Raw genomic sequence first — 23,873 nt, 5'->3', positions numbered from 1 at the left:
CTCCTGCCGCAGGGTTGGGGCGGCAAGAGCGGTATTTCAAAGGAGGGGGATGGCTGCGGGCAAACCCGCGGCCGACAAAACGCCCAGGGCTAGGCGCCTTGCCGAAGACAGTACGAAAGTACGGCTAGGCAAGGCAACAACGCCCTGGACGTTTTGTCAGACCCAGCCGGCGTCGACGATGAATTCTTGGGAGGAGCACATCGCGCCATCGTCCGATGCGAGGAACAGCACCATGGCGGCAATGTCCTGTGGCATCAGCTTGCTTGGCAAGCATTGGCTTTTCTTGATTTCCACTTCCGCTGCCTCGTCGACCCACAGGTCGATCTGGCGCTGCGTCATGACCCAGCCGGGCGTCACCGTGTTGACGCGGATATTGTGCGCGCCGTAATCGCGCGCCAGGCCCCGCGTGAGGCCCACGACGGCCGCCTTGGTGGTGGCATACACGGGGTAGCCGCCCGACTTCATGTGCCACGAAATCGAGCTGACGTTGATGATGGAACCGCCGCCCTTGCGCTTCATGCCCTCGAAGACGGCCTGGCACGTGAAGAACATGGGACGTTGATTAATCGCAATACGCTCGTTCCAGTATTCCAGGGTGACATCCTGCGCCTGGTGGCGCTGGTCGTTGGCCGCATTGTTGACGAGGATATCGAAGTCGCCCAGTTGATTGGCCAGTTCGGCCATGACGGCTTGCAGGGATGCAATATCCGTGATGTCGCAATGGCGGAACACGGGCGCCGTCCAGCCCGCTTCGGCCAGGCGGCGGCACAGGGCCTCGCTCGCTTCCACGGCGATATCGACAAACGCCACCACGGCGCCCTGGGCGGCAAACTCCGCCACCAGGGATTCGCCGATGCCGCTGCCGCCACCCGTGATGAACACGCGCTTGCCCTGCAAGCTGCCATATTTCGCCAATTGCTTCATCTTGTCTCCACCTGTTTATTTTTTATGTACAACGTGCAACGCAAGCTGGCGCGGCAAGGCCATCGGCCCCGCCGCGCAGCAGCTTTTTACTCCTTGCCGAGAACGCCATCCTTGCGGCGCCAGATCCCCAGCGGATTATCGTCGCGCAGCGACTCCGGCAGCAAGTCCTGCAGCAGGTTCTGGTACGACACGGGGCGCAGGAAGCGGTTGATGGCCGCCGTGCCGACCGAGGTGCTGCGGCCGTCCGACGTGGCCGGGAACGGGCCGCCGTGCACCATGGCCGTCGACACTTCCACGCCGGTCGGGAAACCGTTGGCCAGGATGCGGCCCACGCGGCGTTCCAGCACGGGCAGCAAACGGCGCGCGTCTGCCAGGTCGCCCGCATCCATCTGCAGGGTGGCCGTCAGCTGGCCTTCCAGGCTTTCCGTGATGGCAATCAATTGCTCGATGTCGCGGCAAGCGACCAGCAGCGAGGCCGGACCGAAGACTTCGTCGCGCAAGTCGTGTTTGGCCAGGAAAGCCTCGCCCGACGTGACGAACAGGGCGGCGGCGCCCTTGCCCTCTTCTCCCGTATTCTGCACCAGCGGCGTCACGTCCGCGTGCTGCGCCAGGGCGGCGACGCCCTTGGCATAGCTGCTGGCGATGCCGGCCGTCAACATGGTGGCGGCCGGCGCGGGCGCCAGCGCTTCGGCGGCAGCGGCGGCAAAGGCCGTAAAGTCGGCGCCTTCCAGGCCCAGCACAAGGCCGGGATTGGTGCAGAACTGGCCCACGCCCATCGTCAGCGAGGCGGCAAAACCGCCGGCGATCGCCGCGCCACGGGCGGCCAAGGCTTGCGGCAGCACAAACACGGGGTTGATGCTGCTCATCTCCGCGTAGACAGGAATCGGTTGCGGACGTTCCGCCGCCACCTTCATCAGGGCGATGCCGCCCGAACGCGAACCCGTGAAACCGACGGCCTGGATGGCCGGATGGGCGACCAACGCCTGGCCGATGCCATTGCCCGTGCCCGTCAGCAAGGCGAAGACGCCGGCCGGCAGCTTGCAGATGGCAATTGCTTTCACGATGGCGCGCGCTACCAGTTCCGACGTGCCCGGATGGGCCGAATGGGCTTTCAGGACGACGGGACAGCCGGCCGCCAGGGCCGAGGCCGTGTCGCCGCCGGCCACGGAAAAGGCCAGCGGGAAGTTACTGGCCGCAAACACGGCGACGGGGCCCAGGCCGATCATGCGCAAGCGCAAGTCAGGACGGGGCGGCACGCGGTCCGGCAGCGGGCTGTCGATGCGCGCATCCGTCCAGGAACCTTCGCGCAGCAAGCCGGCGAACAGTTTCAACTGGCCCACCGTGCGGCCGCGTTCGCCTTCCAGGCGCGCGCGCGGCAAGCCGCTTTCCGTCATGGCGCGCAAGATCAGGTCGTCGCCCAATTCGCCGATTTGCGCGGCGATGGTGTCTAAGAAGTCGGCGCGCTCCGCATCCGTGGTGGCGCGGAACGGATCGAACGCGGCTTGCGCCAGACGGCATGCTTCGTCGATTTGCGCTACGTCAACCATGTGGAAGGCGGGCGCGATGTGCGCGCGCGCGGCCGGGTCCCACGCTTCGAAGGAGCCGCCATTGCCCTTGACGGCCACGCCGCCGATCCATGCATCACCGGTGATATTCAAACTCATAATGTGCTCACTTTCGCAAATTCGGTTGGGAAGACGTCGAGGCGGTTGCGCAAGGCAGGGCCAAAGGCCGGCGCTTCGATTTCAAAGGTTTCGCCCGGCGCCACGCTCACGCCATCGGCAAAGCTCAGGGTAGCCGTGCCAAAGAAATGCACGTGCACATCGCCTGGGCGCTTGAACAGCGGATACTTGAAGTGGTGGTGTTCCAGGTTGGCAATCGTGTGCGACATATTCTCTTCGCCGCTGACGAAGGCCTTTTCCCAGCGCACATTACCCGCCGCGTCCAGCACGCGCGAAGTACCGGCGATGTGCGCGGGCAATTCGCCCACCAGCAGGGCGGGGCCCACGCTGCAGGCGCGCAGCTTCGAGTGGGCCAGGTACAGATAGTTCTGGCGCTCCGTCACGTGGTCCGAGAATTCATTGCCGATGGCGTAGCCGACCCGGTAGGGCTGGCCATCGTCGCCGATCACGTACAGGCCGGCGATTTCCGGCTCTTCGCCGCCATCGAGGGCAAAGTCCGGCATGCGCAGCGGCTGGCCGCCCGCGCGCACGATGGAGCCGTCGCCCTTGTAGAACCATTCCGGCTGCGCGCCGGCCGTGCCGTCAGCCGGCTTGCCGCCTTCCACGCCCAGGCGGAACATTTTCATGGAGTCGCTCAGCGATTCCGCGTCGCCGCCGATCTTCTTGTGCATGGCGTCGCGCGCGCCGGCGCTGCCCAGGTGGGTCAGGCCCGTGCCCGTCACGTAGCAGTGCGCCTCGTCCGCGTGGTCGAGCGGCGGCAGCACGCGTCCGGCAGCGGCCACGTCCGCATAGGAATGCGTGGCGTTGCCGACGGTGGCATTGACCAGTTCCGCCAGGCTGACCTTCTTGCGGATGGCGTCTTGCGCCAGCGCATATGTCGTGTTGTAGCCTTCGATGACGCGGATCAAGTCGTCTTGCAGCAGGCCGACGAGGCGGCCGCCGTGTTCATTCGTAAATTGCAGCAACAGCATGGAATTCTCCGCTTAGTGTGAGTGGCGCGGCACGGCGGAACCGCGATTGCCGACCAGGAAGTCGAAATCGCAGCCTTCGTCGGCCTGCAACACGTGTTCGATGTACAGCTGCTGGTAGCCGCTCTTCGGCCCGGGCGCGCTGCCCAGTTCGCGGGCCGCCAGGCGTTCGGCGATTTCCGTGTCGCTGATGTCGATGTTCAGGCTGCCGTTGTGGCAATCGAGGGCGATCATGTCGCCATCGCGCACGATGCCCAGCGGGCCGCCCGCCATCGCTTCCGGCGCCACGTGCAGCACGACGGTGCCGTAGGCCGTGCCGCTCATGCGCGCATCCGAGATGCGCACCATGTCGGTGATGCCCTGCGCCAACAGTTTCGGCGGCAAGCCCATGTTGCCCACTTCCGCCATGCCCGGATAGCCTTTCGGGCCGCAATTCTTCATGACCAGCACGGAATCGGCATCGACGTCCAGATCAGGGTCAAGAATGCGCGATTTATAGTGCTCGAAATCCTCGAACACGACGGCCTTGCCACGGTGCTGCATCAAATGCGGCGAAGCAGCAGACGGTTTCAATACGGCGCCGCGCGGCGCCAGGTTGCCGCGCAGCATGCAGATACCGCCATCGGCCAGCAGCGGGTTGTCCAGCGTGCGCACCACTTCATCGTTGTAGATGGGCGCTTCGACGCAGTTGTCCCACAGCGACTTGCCGTTGACGGTCAGCGCATTCTTGTGCGGCAACAAATCGCCCTCGCCCAGGCGGCGTATGACGGCCGGCAAGCCGCCCGCATAGTAAAACTCTTCCATCAGGAAACGGCCCGACGGCAGCAGGTCGACGATGGTCGGCGTGCCGCGGCCCACACGGGTCCAGTCTTCCAGTTCCAGCGGCACGCCGATGCGGCCGGCAATCGCCTTCAGGTGGATCACGGCGTTGGTCGAACCGCCGATGGCGGCGTTGACCTTGATGGCGTTTTCAAACGCTTCGCGCGTCAGCACTTTCGACAGGCGCAAGTCTTCGTGCACCATTTCGACGATGCGGATGCCCGACATGTGCGCCAGCACGTAGCGGCGCGAATCGACGGCGGGGATGGCGGCATTGTGCGGCAGCGACGTGCCCAGCGCTTCAGCCATGCTGGCCATCGTCGAGGCCGTACCCATGGTGTTGCAGGTACCGGCCGAGCGCGACATGCCCGATTCGGCCGACATGAACTGGTGCAAGGTGATGGAACCGGCCTTCATCTGCTCGTGCAACTGCCATACGGCCGTGCCGGAACCGATATCCTTGCCATTCAACTTGCCGTTCAGCATGGGGCCGCCGCTGACGACGATGGTGGGGATGTCGACGCTGGCCGCACCCATCAGCAGCGCCGGCGTCGTCTTGTCGCAGCCGACCAGCAGCACGACGGCGTCCATCGGGTTGCCGCGGATCGATTCTTCCACGTCCATCGAGGCCAGGTTGCGCGTCAGCATGGCCGTCGGGCGCAGATTCGATTCGCCGTTCGAGAAGACGGGGAATTCCACGGGGAAACCGCCCGCTTCCAGGATGCCGCGCTTGACGTGTTCGGCCAACTGGCGGAAATGGGCGTTGCAGGGAGTCAGTTCGGACCAGGTATTGCAGATGCCGATGATGGGCTTGCCGTGAAACTCGTGGTCAGGTATGCCCTGGTTTTTCATCCAGCTGCGGTACATGAAGCCGTTCTTGTCCTGCGAGCCGAACCACTCGGCAGAGCGCAGGGCAACCTTCTTTTTTGTCTCAGACATGCCATTCTCCTGGTTGTGCCATGCCGGATCTAATGTCGTCGGCCCGGGCAGCGATGTTGGAATACTAAAGAATCCTGCCATGCCTTTCCAATCAATTTTTAATGCGTTCCGATATCGAAAACGGTATCAGCATGCCGTAATGAAAACGCCCTGCGGGCGCGTGGCGGCAGGGCGTGGGCTGTTTTCGCAGGGGTACTTACCCGGCGGAAAAGCGGTACACGGTGTGCGTCCGATATTCCTCGCCCGGACGCAAGATGCTGTTCGGGAAGTGGGACTGATTCGGCGAATCCGGGAAATGCTGGGTTTCCAGGCATAGCGCGCTGCGGTAGCCGTTGGCGCGCAGCTTGCCGGGCTGGCTGCCGTCGAGGAAATTGCCGGAATAGAACTGGACACCGGGCTCCTGCGTGTACACCTGCATCACCCGCCCCGACACGGGATCGCGCACGGTGGCGGCCAGGCTGAGCAGCTGACCGGGCTGTTGATTCAGCACAAAGTTGTGATCGTAGCCACGGCCGATGCGGAGCTGTTCGTGCGGTAAATCGATGCTGTGGCCGATGACGGTGCTCTGGCGCAAGTCGAACGGCGTGCCGGACACGTCCGCCAGTTCGCCCGTGGGAATCGAACCCGCGTCCACGGGCAGGTAGCGGTCCGCGTTGATCGTCACCTCGTGGCCGAGGATATCGCCCTGCCCCGCCAGATTGAAATAGCTGTGGTTGGTCAAGTTGACGGGCGTGGCCTGGTTCGTCACGGCGTGGTAGCGCAGGCTCAGGGCATTGTCGTTGTCCAGTTCGTACACGACGGTCACGTCCAGCTTGCCCGGATAGCCATCTTCGCCGTGCGGGCTGCTGCGCGTGAACGTGATGCCGGCGGCATCGTCCCGGGTGAACGGCTCGGCCTGCCACATGACCTGGTGAAAGCCCTGGTTGCCGCCATGCAAGTGATTCGGTGCATTGTTGACGGCCAGCTGGTAATCCTTGCCGTCGAGGCTGAAACGTCCCTCGGCAATGCGGTTGCCGAAACGCCCGATGACGGCGCCCAGGAAAGCGCCATTGGCCAGGTAGGGTTCGAGGCGCTCGAAACCGAGCACCACGTCGGCCAACGTGCCGTCGCGGTCCGGCACGTGGATTGCGCTGATGATGGCGCCAAAGTCGAGCACTTTGACTTGCATGCCCTGGCGGTTCGTCAGGGTAAACACGGTGACGTGCTGGCCACCGGGCAGGGTGCCGAACGGCGCTTGCGTCACTGAAACAGAATCAACTGGGGTCATGGCGTCGGGTCCAGGTTTTACAGGGTCGATGAGCGGCCAAACACGGGCATGCCTTGCGCATCCCAGCGCAGCGGTTTGACGAACGTGTGGCGATCCGGGTTCCACAGCGGGTCGCCGACGATTTCCGTGTAGGTGCGGGCATGGTACACCAGCAATACGCCGTCGCCGTCGTCGGCCGTCGTGAAGCTGTTGTGGCCGGGGCCGTAGATGCCGTGCTCGTAGCAGGTGGCAAACACGGGCTCGGGCGACTTGCTCCACGAGAACGGGTCGAGCAAATCGGCCGACGCATCGGCCCACAGCAAGCCCATCGCATAATTTTCATCGGTGGCGCTGGCCGAATAGCTGATGAAGATCTTGCCATTGCGTTTCAACACGGACGGCCCCTCGTTGACCCAGAAGCCGCGGATTTCCCAGTCGAATTCCGGCTTGCTCAACATCACGGGCGGACCGGCCAGCTGCCATGGCGTGGTCATCGGCGCGATATACAGGTTCGAATTGCCTTCGATGGCCACATCTTTCTGCGCCCACAGGTAATACAGCACGCCGTCGTGCGTAAAGGTGGTGGCGTCCAGGCAAAAGGTGTCGATGCCCGTGTCGATCTGGCCCATGAATTCCCACTCGCCTTCCAGCGGGTTGGCATTCGTATTGCGGATCGCATACATGCGGTGCTGGAACAATTTATGCTTGATTTCGCGGCTCGGCGCGGCGGCGAAATACACATACCAGGCGCCCTGGTTGAAGTGCAATTCCGGCGCCCACACCAGTTCGCTGTACGGCCCCGTGTCCGGCTTGTGCCACACGTCGACCATGGGCGCGTCGGCCAGACCGGCGATGCTGTCGGCGCGGCGCAGTTCGATGCGGTCATACTGGGGCACGGAGGCCGTAAAGTAATAATAGCCGTCGCTGTGACGGTAGATATGCGGGTCGGCCCGTTGTTCGATCAGCGGTTTCAAGACGTCTGCCATGTTGCTTACTCCATTCAGTTATTCTTACGCGGCGACAAAACCGCGTTTGTGCATTTCCGACTTGACGCCGCTGTAGTACGCATCGCTGATGCGGTACTTGAACATCAGCAAGCCCATCAGCAAGTGGAAAAAGCCGGGGATGATCGACAGCATCAGGGCGATGCCGTTCAGGGCGAATTGCGTTTGCTCATGGTTGGGCTGGTAGTCGAAATACGCGAGCAGCACGCCCACCAGGCCGCCCGCCACCGCCATGCCCGCCTTCTGGCAGACGGAAATGCCGCCAAAGGCGAAGCCGGAGACGCGCTTGCCCGTCTTGACTTGACCGTAATCAATGGTTTCCGCGATGGCCGACCAGAACACGGGCGCATGCAAGTCCACCACGAAGGACAGCAGGAAATACAGGGCGAAAGCCAGCACGGTGTCGCTCGGTTTTACAAAGAAATAGATCGCTAGGCTGATCAGCGCGACGCCGATCTGCGTGTAGCGGAACAGTTTAACTTTGCAATAGAACTTGGTGATCCAGGTCGAGGCGATCATGGCCAGGATGGCGGCCACCACGCCCGTGGTCAAAAAGGCAGCCACCGTTTCCGTGCTGCCGCCCAGATAGTATTTCGCGTAATAAATGGCGACGGAACCGCGCACCACGTAGCCGATGGTGCCCGTGACGCACACGCCGCACAGCACCAGCCACTGGTCGTTCTGCAGCAGCACTTTCAATTGCGCCAGCAACGGTTGCTTTTCCACTACGTGCACGACCCGCTCGGTGGTGGAGAAATAGCAGAACAGGAACAGGGCCACGCCCATGACGGCCATCACGGCCATGGCCGCCTGGTAGCCGACGGCCGGGTTGCCGCCGCCCCAGCGCTGCGACAGGACCGGCACGACGATGGTCACCATGAAGGCGCCGATCTTGGCGAAGAACAGGCGGTAGCCGTTGGCCGACAGGCGGTCCTGCGGGTCGCTGGTCAAGCCGCTGATCAGGGAAATATACGGGATGCCCACGCCGGCCGTCATGATCGTCATCAGGATATACGTGGAATATGCCCAGATCAGCTTGGCGTCGTACTGCCACTCGGGCGTGCTGAAGACAAAGAAGACGCTGACGCCATACGGCACGGCCAGCCACAGCAGATACGGACGGTAGCGGCCCGAGGCAAAGCTGTAGCGGTCGGTGATCTGGCCCATGACGAGGTCGGCGATGGCGCCGATGACTTTCACGGCCACGAACAGCAGGGCCAGGTCCGTGGTTTTCAAGCCATAGATATCGGTATAGAAAAAGGTGATGATCAACATCATCGACGAAATGACGACATTGAGCGCCATGTCGCCGGCGCCGAAGCCGACCTTTTCAACGGTGGATAATTTTTGCGTCTCCATGCTTTCCGTCCATTCTTTTTATGATGAATCGTGCGTGACTGTCCAACTGACAGGGGCGTTGCCGGCCGAAACCATGGCAACGCCCTTGATCTGACTACTGCGTGATGCTCGGCTTACATTTTCCAGCGTAAAGAGAGACCAACTGTCCGGTCATAGCGGCGCGTATCGCGCGCATACACGCCCGGTTCGTTCCAGTAATCCTTGAACTTGGTATCGAGCAAGTTATTCCCATCGAGGGTCACGGTGAACTGCTCGTTGATCTTGTACGACAACGAACCGTCGAGCTGGGCCGTCGGCGCCACTTTCAAGTCCAGGCCGGGGCCGCCCTGGTTGTAGCTGTCGATGAATTTCGAGCGCCAGTTGTAGGCCAGGCGGCCCGACCAGGCGTCTTTTTCGTACAGCAGCACCAGGTTGTAGGCATAGCGCGACACGCCCGTGATCGCATGGCTGCCCGTCTCGTCGTCGGTGGTGCCGCTCATGTAAGTGCCGTTCGCTTGCAAGCCCAGGCCGCTCAAGATGCCGGGCAAGCCGTCATAGAATTGCTGGTAGCCGATTTCCAGGCCTTGCAGCTTGCCGGCCGCCGTGTTGTACGGGCGGTCCACGTCATATGTCTTGCCGGCAATGGTTTCGCTGGAAATGCGTTGCTGGATATACCCGTCGAACTTGTGGTGGAACACGGTGGCGGTGACGGAACCGGCCGGCGCGAAATACCATTCCAGTGCCGCGTCGACGTTGTCGCCCACGACCGGTTTCAAATTCGGATTGCCGCCCGCGCCCGTCGCCTTCACCGTTTCCGTCGAGTTGACGAGGGCCACGCCCGGGTTCAGCTGGGCAAAGCCGGGGCGGCTGATGGTGCGGCCCGCCGCAAAGCGGCCAACCAGGTCGGCGCGCAGCTTGATTTTCAGGGCCACGCTCGGCAGCACATCGGTGCTGGACGTGTCGCTGATGACGGGCGTGTAGACGCCATCCTGCGAGCTGTTGCCTTGCAAGCTTTGCTCCGTGCGCACGACGCGCACGCCCAGGGTGCCGTCGACGGGATAGTCAGCCAGCTTGAAGGCGACCTTTGCCTTGGTGTAGATGGAATACGTCTTTTCCGTATCCTTGAAGAACGAACCCGGATCCATGGCGCGCGCCGCGCTGCTGCCCGTGACGGCTTGGCGCACGGTGCCTGTGTTATTGAGCAAGAAGCTGGCGCATGGCGTGTACCACTGCTTCAAGCCATAGTCGGGACCGCCGCTGGACATCGGTTCCGACAAGCAATTGAGGCCTGGAATCGACGTCACGCTCTGGCGGCCGAATGGAAATGCGGCGCCGGACACGTCCGGTGCTTCCGCATTGCCCTCGAAACTCTTGATCGATTCGGCTTCGCGCTTGACGCCGCGCAAGCCGACGCTGATTTCCTTGAAGATGCCGCCGGCACCCGGCGTGTACGCCAGGTCGGCGCGCACATCGTTCGAGCTGCCCTGGTCCCGGCCGTAGCGGTCGAAAAAGCCCTTCAAATAGTAATTCGACGGGTCTTGCAAGTCGATGCCTGTGTAATCGACGTGCAGGGTGCCATTCTGGTTGGTATTGATGGTGGCGTTCGGCACTTGCGTGATGGCGTCGAGGATGGGGTTGCGCCATTTGAAGGTACTTTTGGTGCTGGCCACTTCCGACGTGAAACGCCATTCCGGGTTGATATCCCACAAACCACCGACGGCAAACTGGTGCGTTTTCGTCTCGTTCTTGTTCGCCTGCGTCGACATGATGGTGTTCACGTTGGTCGAGGTGAGGGTTTGCAGTTGGTCGGTGCCGGGAATTTTGGTGGCCGACACGGGCGTGCCCCACCATGGCAAGCCGACGAAGTAATCGGACTCGGCATCGAGCAGGAAGCGCGTGACCATGCCTTCCGCATACAGCTCGACATCGGCGTTCGGACGCCATTGCAGCACGGCATTGGCGGTCGTGCGGCGGCGGTCGCCCTTGATCGGCAGCAAACCCACCTGGTCCGGCCCCGTCAAACCGGGCAACAGGAAACTTTTATCCACGGGCGCCGTATTGAATGCGCGTTCTTCATGGTAACGGTGCTGCTGCTGCGACAAGCCCAGCAGCGCGCCCACTTCGCCGATGCCCGTCTTCCAGCGGTTCGCCACCATGCCGCTGATGTTCGGGTCGGTGGCTTTCGATTTGTCGCTGTAGACGGCGCGCGTATTCACGCTGGCCGTAAATTCCTTGAAGTCGAACGGGCGGTTGGTGCGCACGTCGATGATGCCGGCCACGCCGCCTTCGACCTGGTCCGCGCCCTGCGATTTGTACACGTCCACGCGCTGCAGCATGGTGGCGGGAATGTCGGCCAGGTTGACGTAGCGGCCCGTGGTGGTGAACAGTTCGCGGCCATTGAGCAGGGTCGTGACGTCGCGCAAGCCGCGGATCATGACGGCGCTGGCCTCGCCCGAATCGCGGCGGATCTGGATGCCGGAAATGCGCGCCAGGGTTTCGGCAACATTGTTATCAGGGAATTTGCCGATGTCGTCGGCCACGATGGAATCGATGACCTGGTCCGAGCGCATCTTGATCTGCTGCGAATTTTGCGCCGAGCGGCGCACGCCGCTGACGGTCACGACCGACACTTCTGCAGCAGGCTCGGCACCGGCATCGGCCGTCACCGCCTCCTGCGCCCATACCGAAGCCGTGCTCAGCAAGCCAATACCGGCCAATGCCGCAACGGCAGCCTTCAAGGTGAATGGACGAGGGGAAGTGGCCGCGAGCGGACCGGTGGCGTTGCGCATCATGAATCTCCAGATATTGTATTGATATTTTTGCACTGCTTGCATGTCGTTCGCATGCTCGGCGTTTATCTTAGGGGCTGGGCGATAATCTCTCCAATCAATTTTTCCACTGTTTCGATATCAATTTTGATATCGGCAACTGGAACACTTTGGAGGTTGCAAACGGACAACGGCAGGGGCGTCGCGGGCGTTTTCATCAAAGGCGCGCACAAAAAACAGGCAGTACTGGCGTGCAGCATGAAAGTGCGAACAGGACTAAGCTGATGGCGTAACACTTCCCCACCGCTTGCACAGGAGTTCGCATGAACGTTTTAATGGTATTGACCTCGCACGACCAGCTGGGCGACACGGGCCACAAGACCGGCTTCTGGCTGGAAGAATTCGCCGCCCCGTACTACGTGCTGAAAGACGCGGGCGCGCGCCTGACCCTGGCTTCGCCCAAGGGTGGCCAGCCGCCGCTGGACCCGAAGAGCGACGCCCCCGAATCGCAGACGGCCGCCACGGCCCGCTTCAAGGCCGATCCGGCCGCCCAGGCCGCGCTCGCTTCCACCGTCCTGCTGTCCAGCGTGAGAGCGGCCGACCATGACGCCGTGTTCTATCCGGGCGGCCACGGCCCCCTGTGGGACCTGGCCGAAGACCGGGACTCGATCGCCCTCATCGCAGCGCTGCAGGCAGCCGGCAAGCCCGTCGCCGCCGTCTGCCACGCCCCCGGCGTCTTGCGCCACGTCAAAGGCGACGATGGCCAGCCGCTGGTGAAAGGCAAGCAGGTGACGGGTTTCACGAATACGGAAGAAGACGCCGTGGGCTTGACGAAAGTCGTGCCCTTCCTGGTGGAAGACATGCTCAAGGATAACGGCGGCATCTACTCGAAGGGCGCGGACTGGGCGCCATATGTGCTGACGGACGGCATCTTGATCACCGGTCAGAATCCGGCCTCATCGGAGGCGGCGGCGCAGGCGTTGCTGAAATTGCTGAAGTAAGGCTAGTGGCTGAGACGGGTGGCTGCGCAGCGGCAGGCGCAGCCATAACTATCACGCACGGCAATGCGCACAATGCTAGCGAAAGAAACGGCAAGTCTTGATTTGTCTGGTGCGGCTGGCGGGGATCGAACCCACGACCCTTGGCTTCGGAGGCCAATACTCTATCCACTGAGCTACAGCCGCGTAGGGGGAATTTCTGAAGTGATGCGAAGGATACCGTTTTTCTTTACCTACGTCTACGGAAACTGTCGTATCGCTGGCAATTGCATGTCACTGCTCAATTTTTGTGCCTATAATTGTGGGTTTCATAAAGGTTTACATCCAAGCATGTAAAAATGCTACCTTACACGGCCATCAGTTTCAAATCTGGACTAAGGACATCATGAGCGACGCACATAACGAACAACAATCAGCGATCAAAACGCCTAAACAATTGCTTGCCGCCGTAGCTGGCTTCTTCCTCATCACCGTCATCGGCATCATCCTGCTGGTGCAGTTCGTCACGGCGCAAAAACTGACGGGCGCCGGTACGGACAGCCAGTCGCCGGAAGCCATCGCCGAGCGCCTGAGCCCAGTGGCCAACGCCGGCTTTACCTTCAAGGATGCCAGCGGTCCGAAAGTGCTGCAAAGCGGCGAAGCCGTGTACACGGCCACCTGCGTGGCTTGCCATGGCGCCGGCGTGGCCGGTGCACCGAAGTTTGGCGATGCGGGCAGCTGGTCGGCCCGCCTGGCCCAGGGCTACGATACGGTCCTGAAACACGCGATCGAAGGCTTGCGCGCGATGCCGGCCAAGGGCGGCAATCCCGACCTCGACGATGTGGAAGTGGCGCGCGCCGTCGTCTACATCGCCAACGCGTCGGGCGGCAAGTTCAAGGAACCGGAAGTGCCGGCACCGGCCGCTGCCGCTGACGGCGCCGCCGCACCAGCCGCGGAACCGGCCAAGTAAGCAGCGTCACACCCGTTTCCAGGAACCGCCCGCCAGGGCGGTTTTTTTTTACCCATCGTTTGCGCCAGATCACACGGCGTAAAAAAGCCGCCCGGCTTGCGCGGGGCGGCTGGCAACTTATGCCTGGGACTAGCGTCTTACCACATGATGACGCGGTCTTTCGGCGGCAGATACATCTTGTCGCCCGGTTTCACGTCAAACGCCTGGTAGAAGCCGGGCTGGTTGCGCATGGTGCCGTTGGCGCGGAACTGGCCTGGCGAGTGCGGGTCCGTTTTCAGCAAGACCAGTTGCTGCGCTTCGCGCATCTTCATGCGCCAGACCTGGGCAAAGCCCGCATAGAAGCGCTGCTCGCCCGTGAAACCGTCGATGACGGGGGCTTTCTTGCCGTTCAGCGACAATTTGTACGCTTTATACGCGATCGCCACGCCGGAATTGTCGGCGATGTTCTCGCCCAGGGTCAGTTCGCCGTTGACGAAGTGGCCCTTGACGGGGCTGAAGCTGTTGTACTGCGCCACCAGCTGCTTGGTTTTCTTGGCGAAGTTTTTATGGTCGGCCTTGGTCCACCAGTCGCGCAAGTTGCCGTCGCCGTCGTACTGGGCGCCCTGGTCGTCGAAGCCGTGGCTGATTTCATGGCCGATCACGCCGCCGATGGCGCCATAGTTGACGGCGTCGTCCGCGTTGGCGTCGAAGAACGGCGCTTGCAGGATGGCGGCCGGGAAGACGATTTCGTTCAGTTCCGGGTTGTAATAGGCGTTCACGGTCTGCGGCGTCATGCCCCACTCGTCGCGGTCGATAGGCTGGCCCAGCTTGTTCAATTCGCGGTTGTAGTTCAGCAAGTGCGAACGCTGGATGTTGCCGATCAAGTCGTCCGACGCCACCGTCAGGCCTGAGTAATCGCGCCATTTGTTCGGATAGCCGATCTTGGTGGTGAACTTGGCCAGCTTGATTTGCGCCTGTTTCTTGGTGACGGGGCTCATCCAGTCGAGCTTGTCGATGCTTTGCTGGTAGGCCGTCATCAGGTTTTTCACCAGCGCTTCCATGCGCACCTTGCGCTCGGCCGGGAAATATTGCTCCACGTACAGTTGGCCCACGGCTTCGCCCAGCGCGCCTTCGACGGCGCCCACGCCGCGTTTCCAGCGCGGACGCATTTCCGTCACGCCCGTCAGGATGGTGCCATAGAAAGCAAAGTTTTCATCGACATACGCTTTCGGCAGGTAGCCGGCGTTGGCGTGCAGCAAGTGCCACTGGAAGTAGGCTTTCCACGTTTCCAGCGGCGTCTTGTTGGCGATCTCGGCAAAGCCCTTCAGATAGCTGGGCTGGCTGACGATCACGTAATTGACCTTGCCGGCGATGCCCGTGTCCTTCAGGTAGCGGGCCCAGTCGTAGCCTGGCGCCACGGCGGCCAGTTTCGCCAGTTCCACCTTGTTGTAGGTCTTGACGGGGTCGCGGTTCTGCACATTGCTCCATTGCGCCTTGGCCAGTTCCGTTTCCAGCGCGAGGATGGCTTTCGCATTCGCGCTAGCGTTCGCGTCGCCGGCCAGGCTGAGCATTTTCTCCACGTGGGCCAGGTATTTGGCGCGCGTATCGGCCTTGCCTGCTTCCAGGTAGTAATCGCGGTCAGGCAAGCCCAGGCCGCTTTGCACGATGTCGGCCACGTATTTGGTGGAATCCTTGGCGTCCTGGTGGATGCCGAAGTCGTAAGGCGAGGTCACGCCCAGCTTGCTGAAGTGGGCGATTACAGCCGGCAATTCCGCCTTGTCCTGCAGCGCGGCGATCTTCGCCAGCTCCGCGTTCAACGGTGTCAGACCCAGGCTTTCCAGCTTGGCTTCATCCATGAAGCTGTTATAAAAATCGCCGATTTTCTGGGCATTCGAACCGGCCGCGCGGGCCTTGTCGGCGGCCGCGCCTTCGACGATGCCGCGCAGCTGCGTTTGCGTATCGTCAGCCAGCTTGGCAAAGCTGCCCCAGCTCGACTTGTCGGCAGGAATGACCGTTTCCGCCAGCCATTTGCCATTCAGGTGCTGGAACAGGTCGTCCTGCGCGCGCACGGCAGGGTCGACGTATTCGACGGCGATGCCGGACGTCAGCGCGGCGGCCGCGACGGCCGTCGCGGGCGCGGCGGCAGCTTTCTTGGCCGTATCAGCGGCGCCAGCCATGCCGGACACGCCGGCCAGCAAACTCAGGGTCAATGCACTTAACAAATAACGATTCACGGTTGTCCTCTATATTGTATTGTGTGAAATATAAGGGTCAGAAGGCCCAAGGCTTCTGGCCCGGTTTTTGACTGTAGCATACCGGCCGAAACGACAGAAACAACTTTGGCCAGAATACAAAAAAGACCACGCGAGGTGGCCTTTTCTGTTGTTACAGTAGTACGTTTTTCACGACGACGCGCATGCGCTTACCAGATGATGACGCGGTTTTCCGGCGCAACATACATCTTGTCGCCCGGTTTCACGCCAAACGCTTCGTAGAAGCCAGGCTGGTTGACCATGGTGCCATTGGCGCGGTACTGGCCCGGCGAATGGGGGTCGGTCTTGATCTGCACGATCTGCTGCGCTTCACGCATCTTGCTGCGCCATACCTGACCAAAGCCCATGTAGAAGCGCTGGTCGCCCGTCAAGCCGTCGAGCACGGGCGCCGGCTTGCCGCCCAGCGAGATTTTATAGGCCTTGTAGGCGATCGCCACGCCCGAGTTGTCGGCGATGTTCTCGCCCAGGGTCAGGGCGCCGTTGACGTGGTAGCCAGGCAATGGGCTGTAACCGTCATATTGCTTGGTCAGCGCGTCGGCCTTTGCGGCGAAATTCTTGCGGTCGGCCGGGGTCCACCAGTCGCGCAGGTTGCCGTCGCCATCGGACTGGCTGCCCTTGTCGTCGAAGCCGTGGCTGATTTCATGACCGATGACGGCGCCGATGGCGCCATAGTTGACGGCGTCGTCCGCGTTGGCGTCGAAGAACGGCGGCTGCAGGATGGAGGCCGGGAAGACGATTTCATTCATCGTCGAGCTGTAATAGGCGTTCACCGTCTGCGGCGTCATGCCCCACTCTTCGCGGTCGATCGGCTTGCCCAGCTTGGCCACCTGGCGCGCGGAGCCGAAGTTGGCGGCGCGCATCATGTTGCCCACCAGGTCGCCCTGGACGATCTGCAGCTTCGTGTAATCGCGCCATTTGTTCGGATACGCGATCTTCGGCGTAAACTTGGCCAGCTTGGCTTGCGCTTCCTTCTTGGTTTCCGGGCTCATCCAGTCCAAGGTGTCGATGCTGTCCTTGTAGGCGGCCAGCACGTTTTTCACCAGTTCCTGCATGTGCGCCTTGCGCTCCGCAGGGAAATATTGCGCAACATACAGTTTGCCGACGGCTTCGCCCAGCACGCCTTCGACGGCGCCCACGCCTCGCTTCCAGCGCGGCTGGTTTTCCGTCACGCCGCTGAGTACCGTGCCGTAGAAGGCAAAGCTTTCATCGACGAAGTTCTTCGACAGGTAGCTGGCATAGCTGCGCAGCAACTGCCATTCGAAATACGCTTTCAGGGTGTCCAGGTCGCTTGACGCCAGCACCTTGTTGTAGCCGGCCAGGTAGCTTGGCTGGTTGACGATGACGTAATCGACCTTGTTGGCGATGCCCAGGGCGGCCAGGCCAGACTTCAGGTCGTAGCCAGGAGTCAGGTCGTTCAGCGTGTTGATGTCGGTCTTGTTGTAGCGTTTGACGGGGTCGCGGTTCTCGACCTTGGTCCATTGCACTTCGGCCAGGGCCGTTTCCAGCGCCACGACAGCCTTGGCGCGGGCGGCGGCATTCTTGTCGCCGGCCATGGCCAGCATTTTTTCCACGTGCGCCTGGTATTTTTCTTTGACGCCAGCCTGCTTGGCTTCCAGGTAGTAGTCGCGGTCCGGCATGCCCAGGCCGCTCTGGCTCACGTAGGCCGCATATTTCGTCGAAGCACGGGCATCCTGGCCCACGTAGACGGCGTACGGCGTGGCCACGCCCGTCTGGCTCAGATGAGCGATCAGGGCAGGCACGCCCTTCTTGTCGCGCAGCGAGCGGATGCGGTTCAGTTCGCCAGCCAGCGGCTTCGTGCCCAGCGCCTCGAGCTTGGCTTCATCCATGTAGCTGGCGTACAGGTCGCTGATTTTCTGCGCTTCGGAACCGGCTTTTCTGTTCTTGTCCTTTTGCGTGGCTTCGATGATGCCGCGCAACTGTGGCGTGGTGTCATCGCGCAGCTTGGCGAACGAACCCCAGCTCGACTTGTCGGCAGGAATCTCGGCCGTGGCCAGCCACTTGCCATTCAAATGGGTAAAGAAGTCGTCCTGCACGCGCACGGCGGGGTCGATGTACTGCACATCGATGCCGGAAACGACGCCGGCGGCGGCAGGTGCGGCGCTTGGCGCCACGGTCGGGGCGGCAACGGCGGATGCGGGTTCGGCGGCATGGGCAAACGCAGCCAACAGGGTCAGGGTCAGACTGCTCAAGAGATAGCGATTCACGGATTGTCCTTATGGGGCATGTCAAAAAGACCGGGCGGATAGCTTCGGGCGGATAGCCTGCCGCGCCAGGCGCTGCAGGAATGTAGCACGCAAGCATGCCTTTTGGCCATCCTTGCCCCTTGGTTGCCCTCCGCGCTTGCCCCCTGCTTACCCTCAGTTGCCGGGCAAGGTGATACCGGCGCCCCCGCTGCCCATGCTCACGCCCGCGCCGCCCATGCCCCCCTTGCCACCGCCTTTGCGTCCGCCGTGCTCGCCACCGGGCGCGCCGCGCGACTCGCTGCGGGGCGCGGCGGCGTCCATCACGCGCGCCATCTGGCCGGCGATGAACTGGGCCACCATCTGGCGCTGGTTCTCGTCCAGGGCATCGTTGACGCTCAGCCACCATTCGCGCAGCTGCTTTTCCTCGGCCAGGCTCTGCGTGCTTTCCGTGTCCAGGCCGGCGAGCAAGTCACGCAGCTCCAGCCGGGGCGTTTGCAAACCCTGCGCCACGCCCGCTTGCAGGCGTTCGCGGCGCGCCTTGCGTTCGCGCAACAATTGACGCGATTTCCCTTCCACCTGCTGCCACAAGGTGGTCTGATTCGCATTGAGCTTCAATTCCGTCTTGAAATCGGGCGCCATCGGCAGCAAGTCTTCCAGGCGCATGTCGGCAATCGGCACGGCCGAGGCGGTCAAGGCGGTGGCGCCCAGCAGCAAGGCCAGGCTGAAACGGCGCACGGCGGGGAGAAAGGTCAACGAGGTCATGGGGGCTCCGGATAAAAAAAAGCCTGCGTCCGCAGACGCAGGCAAAACCACTTCGGGTCGAGAATGCGAGTCCACTATAGGGCCGCGGCACACGCTTTTTTTCGACTCTTACAAATGCTTACTCCCCTCAAGAGTAACTATACATCGCATACAAAACCGCAACATATGGCAAGCTGGCGAGCCCGTTTTCGCGCGTAGACTGGGCCCAGACACGCTTTTTCCACGGCCGGCCCACGCCGGCAGAGATTCAGGTCTATACTTTCAGGAAAGCGCCGCTCCACGGGGACTGGCGCTTGTGCAAGACACGCTAGCTGCAAAGGTGCAATGATGGGCAAACTCAAAAATACCGGCTTGATCGGCCTGGGCGTGGTGGCCGGTGTCGCCGTGTCGCTGCAATTTTCCGCCATGGCGCAAAAAAACGTCGAGCCGCCCCTGCCGCTGGAAGAGCTGCGCCAGCTGGCCGATGTGTTTGGCCTGATCAAGTCCGATTACGTGGAACCCGTCGAAGACAAGAAACTGCTGGAAGACGCCATTTCCGGCATGGTCGCCTCGCTCGACCCCCATTCCGCCTATCTGGACAAGAAAGCCTACGCCGAACTGCGCGAAGGCTCCGAAGGCAAGTTCGTCGGCCTGGGCATTGAAATTGGCCTGAGCGAAGACGGCTACATCAAGATCGTCTCACCAATCGAGGATTCGCCCGCCTACCGCGCCGGCATCAAGGCAGGTGATCTGATTACCCGCCTCGACGGCCAGCCCGTGAAAGGCGTCAGCCTCGACGACAACGTCAAGCGCATGCGCGGCGAGCCGGGCACCAAGGTGTCGCTGACCATTGCCCGCAAGGATGAACCGCAGCCGCTGGCCTTCACCATCACGCGCGAGGAAATCCACCAGAAGAGCGTGAAGGCGAAGATGGTCGAGCCGGGCTACGCCTGGCTGCGCGTGTCGCAATTCCAGGAACCGACCGTCGACGACATGGCCGCGCAGATCACGGCGCTGTACAAGCAAGACCCGAACCTGAAGGGCATGGTGCTCGACCTGCGCAACGATCCGGGCGGCGTGCTGCAAGGCGCCATCGGCGTCTCGGCCGCCTTCCTGCCGAAGGATGCGGCCATCGTCTCGACGAATGGCCAGTTGCCGGACTCGAAACAGGTGTTCTACGGCCGCGCCGAATACTATACGTTCCGCTCGGAAGGCGATGCCTTGGCGAAATTGCCGGCCGCCATCAAGAAAGTGCCGCTGGTGGTGCTCGTCAACACGGGTTCGGCCTCGGCCTCGGAAATCGTCGCCGGCGCCCTGCAGGATTACAAGCGCGCCACCATCATCGGCACGCAAACCTTCGGCAAGGGTTCCGTGCAAACCATCCGCCAATTGACTGCCGACACGGCCGTCAAGCTGACGACGGCCCGCTACTACACGCCGAACGGGCGCTCGATCCAGGCCAAGGGCATCGTGCCCGACCTGCTGGTCGATGAAAATGCGGACGGCGACGGCTTGAACGGCTTGCGCATCCGCGAAGCGGACCTCTCCAAGCACCTGAGCAACGACCGCGACAAGGAAAGCGCCAAGGCCGCGCCCGTCAACGACGAAATGGAAGAGCAATTGCGCATCATCGCCCTGGAAAAGACCCGCAAACCGCTGGAATTCGGCAGCCAGGACGATTTCCAGCTGCACCAGGCGCTGAACCACCTGAAAGGTTTGCCGGTGCAGCTGGCCAAGGCCGAACCGGTGGTGGTGCAAGCCGACGTCAAGCAAGAACAGAAGAAGTAAACAGCAGCGCCAGCAGCACGGCGGGGGGCGCCATGCCCCCCAGTTACCCCGTCCACGCGACAAAAATCAATCTTCCGCCACACTTCCCCCCGCCCCGCAACACGAAACTCTCTACAGTCGAGCCCGTTTGTGTAAAATTTGCTTCACTTATCGGCACCGCGCCGATTGCCAAATTTGAAAGTTTAACCATGAAACAAGTCGTCATCAGCGGTACCGGACTGTACACGCCGCCATTTTCGATCTCCAACGAAGAGCTGGTCACCTGCTTCAATGCCTACGCGGAAAAATTCAATGCCGACAATGCCGACGCGATCGCCGCGGGCACGGTGACGGCGCTGGAGCTGTCGAGCGTGGCCTTCATCGAAAAGGCGTCCGGCATCAAGTCGCGTTTCGTGATGGAAAAGGAAGGCATCCTCGATCCGGCCCGCATGGTGTCGCGCATTGCGGAGCGTGGCGATGACGAACTGTCGCTGCAGGCGGAAATGGCCGTCGCCGCTGCGCGCGACGCCTTGGCGCGCGCCGGCCGCACGCCAGCCGATATCGACATGGTACTGGTGGCTTGCAGCAATATGCAGCGCGCCTACCCGGCCATGGCCGTGGAAGTGCAGGATGCGCTGGGCATCGACGGGTATGGTTTTGATATGAACGTGGCGTGCTCGTCCGCCACCTTCGGCATCCAGCAAGCCGTCGCCGCCGTGCAAAGCGGCCAGGCGCGCGCCGTGCTGGTGTTGAACCCGGAAATCACCAGCGGCCACCTGAACTGGCGCGACCGCGACAGCCATTTCATTTTCGGCGACGCCTGCACCGCCATCATCGTCGAAGCGAAAGACACGGCCGTCTCGCAGCACCAGTTCGAGATCATCGGCACGGAACTGAAAACGCGCTTTTCTAACGCCATCCGCAACAATTTCGGCTTCCTCAACCGTTTTGACGAATCCGGCATGGGCAAGGCGGATAAATTGTTCCGCCAGCAAGGCCGTAAGGTGTTCAAGGAAGTGTGCCCGATGGCCGCCGAGATGATCAAGACGACCCTGGCCAAGGCCGGCGTGGAAGTGGCGCAAGTCTCCCGCTACTGGCTGCACCAGGCGAATCTGAACATGAATCTGCTGATCGCGCGCCTGATCCTGGGCCGCGACGCGGAAGCCAACGAAGCGCCCGTGATCCTCGACACCTACGCCAACACCTCGTCGGCCGGCTCCATCATCGCCTTCCATAAGTATCAGGATGACATGGCGGCGGGCGCCACGGGCGTCATCTGCTCGTTCGGCGCCGGTTATTCCATCGGCTGCGTGATCGTGCGCAAGGTGTAGAGACACGGGGTGGCATAGGGTGGAGTCCTTGAATTAGGCGAAGATCCGGGTGGATAACATGCGTTCGTGGCCACCTGGACGAAGATATAGCACAGGTTTTTTGCAATAAAGCCGCAGGAAATTTTCCGGCAGGGGCTTTGATGCGTTTATACTTGGTCGCTGAGCAACATCTTTTTCCATCCGCACGTCCCCATAAGGAACCCCACACGCATGCCCCATGACATCAGCCTGATCACCACCATCGCCGCCGCCCTCGGGTTCGGCCTCATCTTCGGCTTCATCGCCGCGCGCCTGAAACTGCCGGCCCTGGTCGGCTATCTGGCCGCCGGCATCATCATCGGACCGGCCACGCCCGGTTTTGTGGCGGATGCGGAAATAGCGGGACAATTGGCGGAAATCGGGGTGATGCTGATGATGTTCGGTGTCGGCCTGCACTTTTCCATCGAAGACTTGTGGGACGTGCGCAAGATCGCGCTGCCCGGCGCCATCCTGCAGATCGGCGTCGCCACGGCGATGGGCATGGGCCTGGCCCACTGGTGGGGCTGGACCCTCGGTGGCGGACTGATCTTTGGACTGGCCCTATCGGTCGCCAGTACTGTGGTGCTGCTGCGCGCGCTGGAAGAACGGGGCATCCTCGATTCCCTGAATGGCCGCATCGCCGTCGGCTGGCTGGTGGTGGAAGACCTCGTCACCGTGCTGGTGCTGGTGCTGCTGCCGGCGTTTGCCGGCGTGCTGGGCGGCAAGGTCGCACCGGATGCCGAGGCCGTCAGCCTGTGGCAAACCCTCGCTATTACCCTGGGGCAAGTAGCCGGCTTCATCGTCTTCATGCTGGTGGTCGGCCGCAAGCTGTTCCCGTGGATTTTGTGGCAAGTGGCGCGCACCGGCTCGCGCGAACTGTTCACCCTGTGCGTGATCGCCGCCGCCGTCGGCATCGCCTATGCGTCGACCAAGCTGTTCGGCGTGTCCTTCGCGCTGGGCGCCTTCTTCGCCGGCATGGTGCTGCGCGAATCGGAACTCAGCCACCGCGCCGCGGAAGAGTCCTTGCCCCTGCGCGACGCGTTCGCCGTGCTGTTCTTCGTGTCCGTCGGCATGCTGTTCGAGCCGAACATCCTCATCGAGAAGCCCCTGCAAGTGCTGGCCGTGTGCGCCATCATTATCTTCGGCAAGTCGATTGCCGCCTTCCTGCTGGTGATGGCCCTGCGCTATCCGCCGAAAACGGCCATCATCGTCTCGGCCAGCCTGGCGCAGATCGGCGAATTCTCGTTCATCCTGGCCGCCCTGGGCCTGTCGCTGGGCCTGATGCCGCAGGAAGGCCAAAGCCTGATCCTGGCCGGCGCCATCCTGTCCATCGCCTTGAATCCGCTCGTGTTCAGCATGGCCAAGCCGCTGCTGCGCGTGATGAGCAACAGCGATTTCGCGCGCAAGTTCGAACGCACGACCGACCCGCTGGCCGAGCTGCCGATGACGGTGCCGCAGGAAAAACTGTCGGGCCAGATCGTCCTGGTCGGCTATGGCCGCGTGGGCCGGCGCATCGCCGCCGCCCTGATGGAACGGGGCATCCACTTTGTCGTGGCCGAGGAAAACCGCGAAATCGTCGACCAGCTGCGCAAGCAGGGCATTCCGGCCGTGGCCGGCAATGCGGGCGAACCGGCCGTGCTGATCCAGGCGCACATCACGCACGCCACCATGCTCGTCATCGCCACGCCGGACACCTTCCACGTGCGCGCCATGATCGAGACGGCGCGCGCGCTGAACCCGAACATCATGACGGTGGTGCGCACGCACAGCGAGGAAGAGGCGGAATTGCTGCGCGCGGAAAACGCGGGCAAGGTGTTTATCGGCGAGCACGAGCTGGCCAATGGCATGGCCGAGCACGTGCTGCAGAGTTTTGATGCGGCGAAGATGGGGCATGGCGGGCATTAAGCCGGCGCCCTTTCCGTCCA

16 protein-coding genes and 1 tRNA gene are annotated in these 23,873 nt (G+C 62.2%); 5 read left to right on the top strand and 12 right to left on the bottom strand.

The window, feature by feature from the left end:
- Nucleotides 1–156: 156 nt before the first annotated feature.
- The 8 genes from O3298_RS21755 to O3298_RS21720 form a co-directional block, all read right to left on the bottom strand.
- Nucleotides 157–924 (bottom strand): SDR family NAD(P)-dependent oxidoreductase, encoded by a 768-nt coding sequence (locus tag O3298_RS21755; RefSeq protein WP_305060526.1) that lies wholly within the window; start codon nt 922–924, stop codon nt 157–159.
- Between the two features lie 86 nt (nt 925–1,010).
- Nucleotides 1,011–2,588, bottom strand: a complete 1,578-nt coding sequence (locus O3298_RS21750) for an aldehyde dehydrogenase (NADP(+)) (protein ID WP_369811620.1) — start codon at nt 2,586–2,588, stop codon at nt 1,011–1,013.
- Nucleotides 2,585–3,577 (bottom strand): AraD1 family protein, encoded by a 993-nt coding sequence (gene araD1, locus O3298_RS21745; protein ID WP_305060525.1) that lies wholly within the window; start codon nt 3,575–3,577, stop codon nt 2,585–2,587. Before araD1 ends, O3298_RS21750 begins: the two co-directional genes overlap by 4 nt.
- Before the next feature lie 12 nt (nt 3,578–3,589).
- Nucleotides 3,590–5,332 (bottom strand): IlvD/Edd family dehydratase, encoded by a 1,743-nt coding sequence (locus O3298_RS21740; protein ID WP_305060524.1) that lies wholly within the window; start codon nt 5,330–5,332, stop codon nt 3,590–3,592.
- A 196-nt stretch (nt 5,333–5,528) separates the two neighbouring features.
- Nucleotides 5,529–6,599 carry an aldose epimerase family protein gene (locus O3298_RS21735; RefSeq protein ID WP_305060523.1) on the bottom strand — a complete coding sequence of 357 codons (1,071 nt, stop codon included), beginning with the start codon at nt 6,597–6,599 and terminating at the stop codon, nt 5,529–5,531.
- Nucleotides 6,600–6,616: 17 nt separating this feature from the next.
- Nucleotides 6,617–7,564, bottom strand: coding sequence for a glycoside hydrolase family 43 protein (locus O3298_RS21730; protein WP_305060522.1), 948 nt, complete (start codon nt 7,562–7,564; stop codon nt 6,617–6,619).
- A gap of 24 nt (nt 7,565–7,588) precedes the next feature.
- Nucleotides 7,589–8,941, bottom strand: a complete 1,353-nt coding sequence (locus O3298_RS21725) for an MFS transporter (protein WP_289905915.1) — start codon at nt 8,939–8,941, stop codon at nt 7,589–7,591.
- 113 nt (nt 8,942–9,054) lie between these two features.
- The gene (locus tag O3298_RS21720) at nt 9,055–11,712 is read right to left on the bottom strand and encodes a TonB-dependent receptor (protein WP_305060521.1); all 2,658 of its coding nucleotides are present in this window, start codon (nt 11,710–11,712) and stop codon (nt 9,055–9,057) included.
- Nucleotides 11,713–12,011: 299 nt separating this feature from the next.
- On the opposite strand from O3298_RS21720, the gene O3298_RS21715 reads away from it, so the two are divergent.
- On the top strand, nt 12,012–12,689 hold the full coding sequence (locus O3298_RS21715) for a type 1 glutamine amidotransferase domain-containing protein (RefSeq protein WP_305060520.1): 678 nt from the start codon (nt 12,012–12,014) through the stop codon (nt 12,687–12,689).
- Nucleotides 12,690–12,796: 107 nt separating this feature from the next.
- Here O3298_RS21715 and O3298_RS21710 read toward each other — a convergent pair.
- A tRNA-Arg gene (locus tag O3298_RS21710) sits at nt 12,797–12,872 on the bottom strand.
- 199 nt (nt 12,873–13,071) lie between these two features.
- On the opposite strand from O3298_RS21710, the gene O3298_RS21705 reads away from it, so the two are divergent.
- Nucleotides 13,072–13,635 (top strand): cytochrome c5 family protein, encoded by a 564-nt coding sequence (locus O3298_RS21705; RefSeq protein WP_099665866.1) that lies wholly within the window; start codon nt 13,072–13,074, stop codon nt 13,633–13,635.
- A 137-nt stretch (nt 13,636–13,772) separates the two neighbouring features.
- On the opposite strand, the gene O3298_RS21700 is transcribed toward O3298_RS21705, so the two are convergent.
- From O3298_RS21700 to O3298_RS21690, 3 genes are all read right to left on the bottom strand, one after another.
- Entirely contained in the window at nt 13,773–15,848 is a 2,076-nt protein-coding gene (locus O3298_RS21700) for a M13 family metallopeptidase (protein WP_305060519.1), read from the bottom strand.
- 188 nt (nt 15,849–16,036) lie between these two features.
- The gene (locus O3298_RS21695; RefSeq protein ID WP_305060518.1) at nt 16,037–18,112 is read right to left on the bottom strand and encodes a M13 family metallopeptidase; all 2,076 of its coding nucleotides are present in this window, start codon (nt 18,110–18,112) and stop codon (nt 16,037–16,039) included.
- 153 nt (nt 18,113–18,265) lie between these two features.
- Complete coding sequence (locus O3298_RS21690; RefSeq protein ID WP_305060517.1) at nt 18,266–18,853, bottom strand: hypothetical protein; 588 nt, start codon at nt 18,851–18,853, stop codon at nt 18,266–18,268.
- Between the two features lie 324 nt (nt 18,854–19,177).
- On the opposite strand from O3298_RS21690, the gene O3298_RS21685 reads away from it, so the two are divergent.
- From O3298_RS21685 to ybaL, 3 genes are all read left to right on the top strand, one after another.
- The gene (locus O3298_RS21685) at nt 19,178–20,620 is read left to right on the top strand and encodes a S41 family peptidase (protein ID WP_099665870.1); all 1,443 of its coding nucleotides are present in this window, start codon (nt 19,178–19,180) and stop codon (nt 20,618–20,620) included.
- Nucleotides 20,621–20,808: 188 nt separating this feature from the next.
- The gene (locus O3298_RS21680; RefSeq protein ID WP_305060516.1) at nt 20,809–21,930 is read left to right on the top strand and encodes a beta-ketoacyl-ACP synthase III; all 1,122 of its coding nucleotides are present in this window, start codon (nt 20,809–20,811) and stop codon (nt 21,928–21,930) included.
- 210 nt (nt 21,931–22,140) lie between these two features.
- Entirely contained in the window at nt 22,141–23,853 is a 1,713-nt protein-coding gene (ybaL, locus tag O3298_RS21675; protein WP_305060515.1) for a YbaL family putative K(+) efflux transporter, read from the top strand.
- Nucleotides 23,854–23,873: the final 20 nt, after the last annotated feature.

This window comes from Janthinobacterium sp. SUN137 (genome assembly GCF_030587265.1).
Lineage (GTDB): Bacteria > Pseudomonadota > Gammaproteobacteria > Burkholderiales > Burkholderiaceae_D > Janthinobacterium > Janthinobacterium kumbetense.
Note: the sequence above shows the minus strand (reverse complement) of the source record. Positions and strands in the feature narration are given on the sequence as shown.

Bases quoted from the DNA above. Each gene is read 5' to 3' on its own strand.
- O3298_RS21755 (WP_305060526.1), bottom strand. From the start codon at position 924: ATGAAGCAATTGGCGAAATATGGCAGCTTGCAGGGCAAGCGCGTGTTC.
- O3298_RS21750 (WP_369811620.1), bottom strand. From the start codon at position 2,588: ATGAGTTTGAATATCACCGGTGATGCATGGATCGGCGGCGTGGCCGTC.
- araD1 (WP_305060525.1), bottom strand. From the start codon at position 3,577: ATGCTGTTGCTGCAATTTACGAATGAACACGGCGGCCGCCTCGTCGGC.
- O3298_RS21740 (WP_305060524.1), bottom strand. From the start codon at position 5,332: ATGTCTGAGACAAAAAAGAAGGTTGCCCTGCGCTCTGCCGAGTGGTTC.
- O3298_RS21735 (WP_305060523.1), bottom strand. From the start codon at position 6,599: ATGACCCCAGTTGATTCTGTTTCAGTGACGCAAGCGCCGTTCGGCACC.
- O3298_RS21730 (WP_305060522.1), bottom strand. From the start codon at position 7,564: ATGGCAGACGTCTTGAAACCGCTGATCGAACAACGGGCCGACCCGCAT.
- O3298_RS21725 (WP_289905915.1), bottom strand. From the start codon at position 8,941: ATGGAGACGCAAAAATTATCCACCGTTGAAAAGGTCGGCTTCGGCGCC.
- O3298_RS21720 (WP_305060521.1), bottom strand. From the start codon at position 11,712: ATGATGCGCAACGCCACCGGTCCGCTCGCGGCCACTTCCCCTCGTCCA.
- O3298_RS21715 (WP_305060520.1), top strand. From the start codon at position 12,012: ATGAACGTTTTAATGGTATTGACCTCGCACGACCAGCTGGGCGACACG.
- O3298_RS21705 (WP_099665866.1), top strand. From the start codon at position 13,072: ATGAGCGACGCACATAACGAACAACAATCAGCGATCAAAACGCCTAAA.
- O3298_RS21690 (WP_305060517.1), bottom strand. From the start codon at position 18,853: ATGACCTCGTTGACCTTTCTCCCCGCCGTGCGCCGTTTCAGCCTGGCC.
- O3298_RS21685 (WP_099665870.1), top strand. From the start codon at position 19,178: ATGATGGGCAAACTCAAAAATACCGGCTTGATCGGCCTGGGCGTGGTG.
- O3298_RS21680 (WP_305060516.1), top strand. From the start codon at position 20,809: ATGAAACAAGTCGTCATCAGCGGTACCGGACTGTACACGCCGCCATTT.
- ybaL (WP_305060515.1), top strand. From the start codon at position 22,141: ATGCCCCATGACATCAGCCTGATCACCACCATCGCCGCCGCCCTCGGG.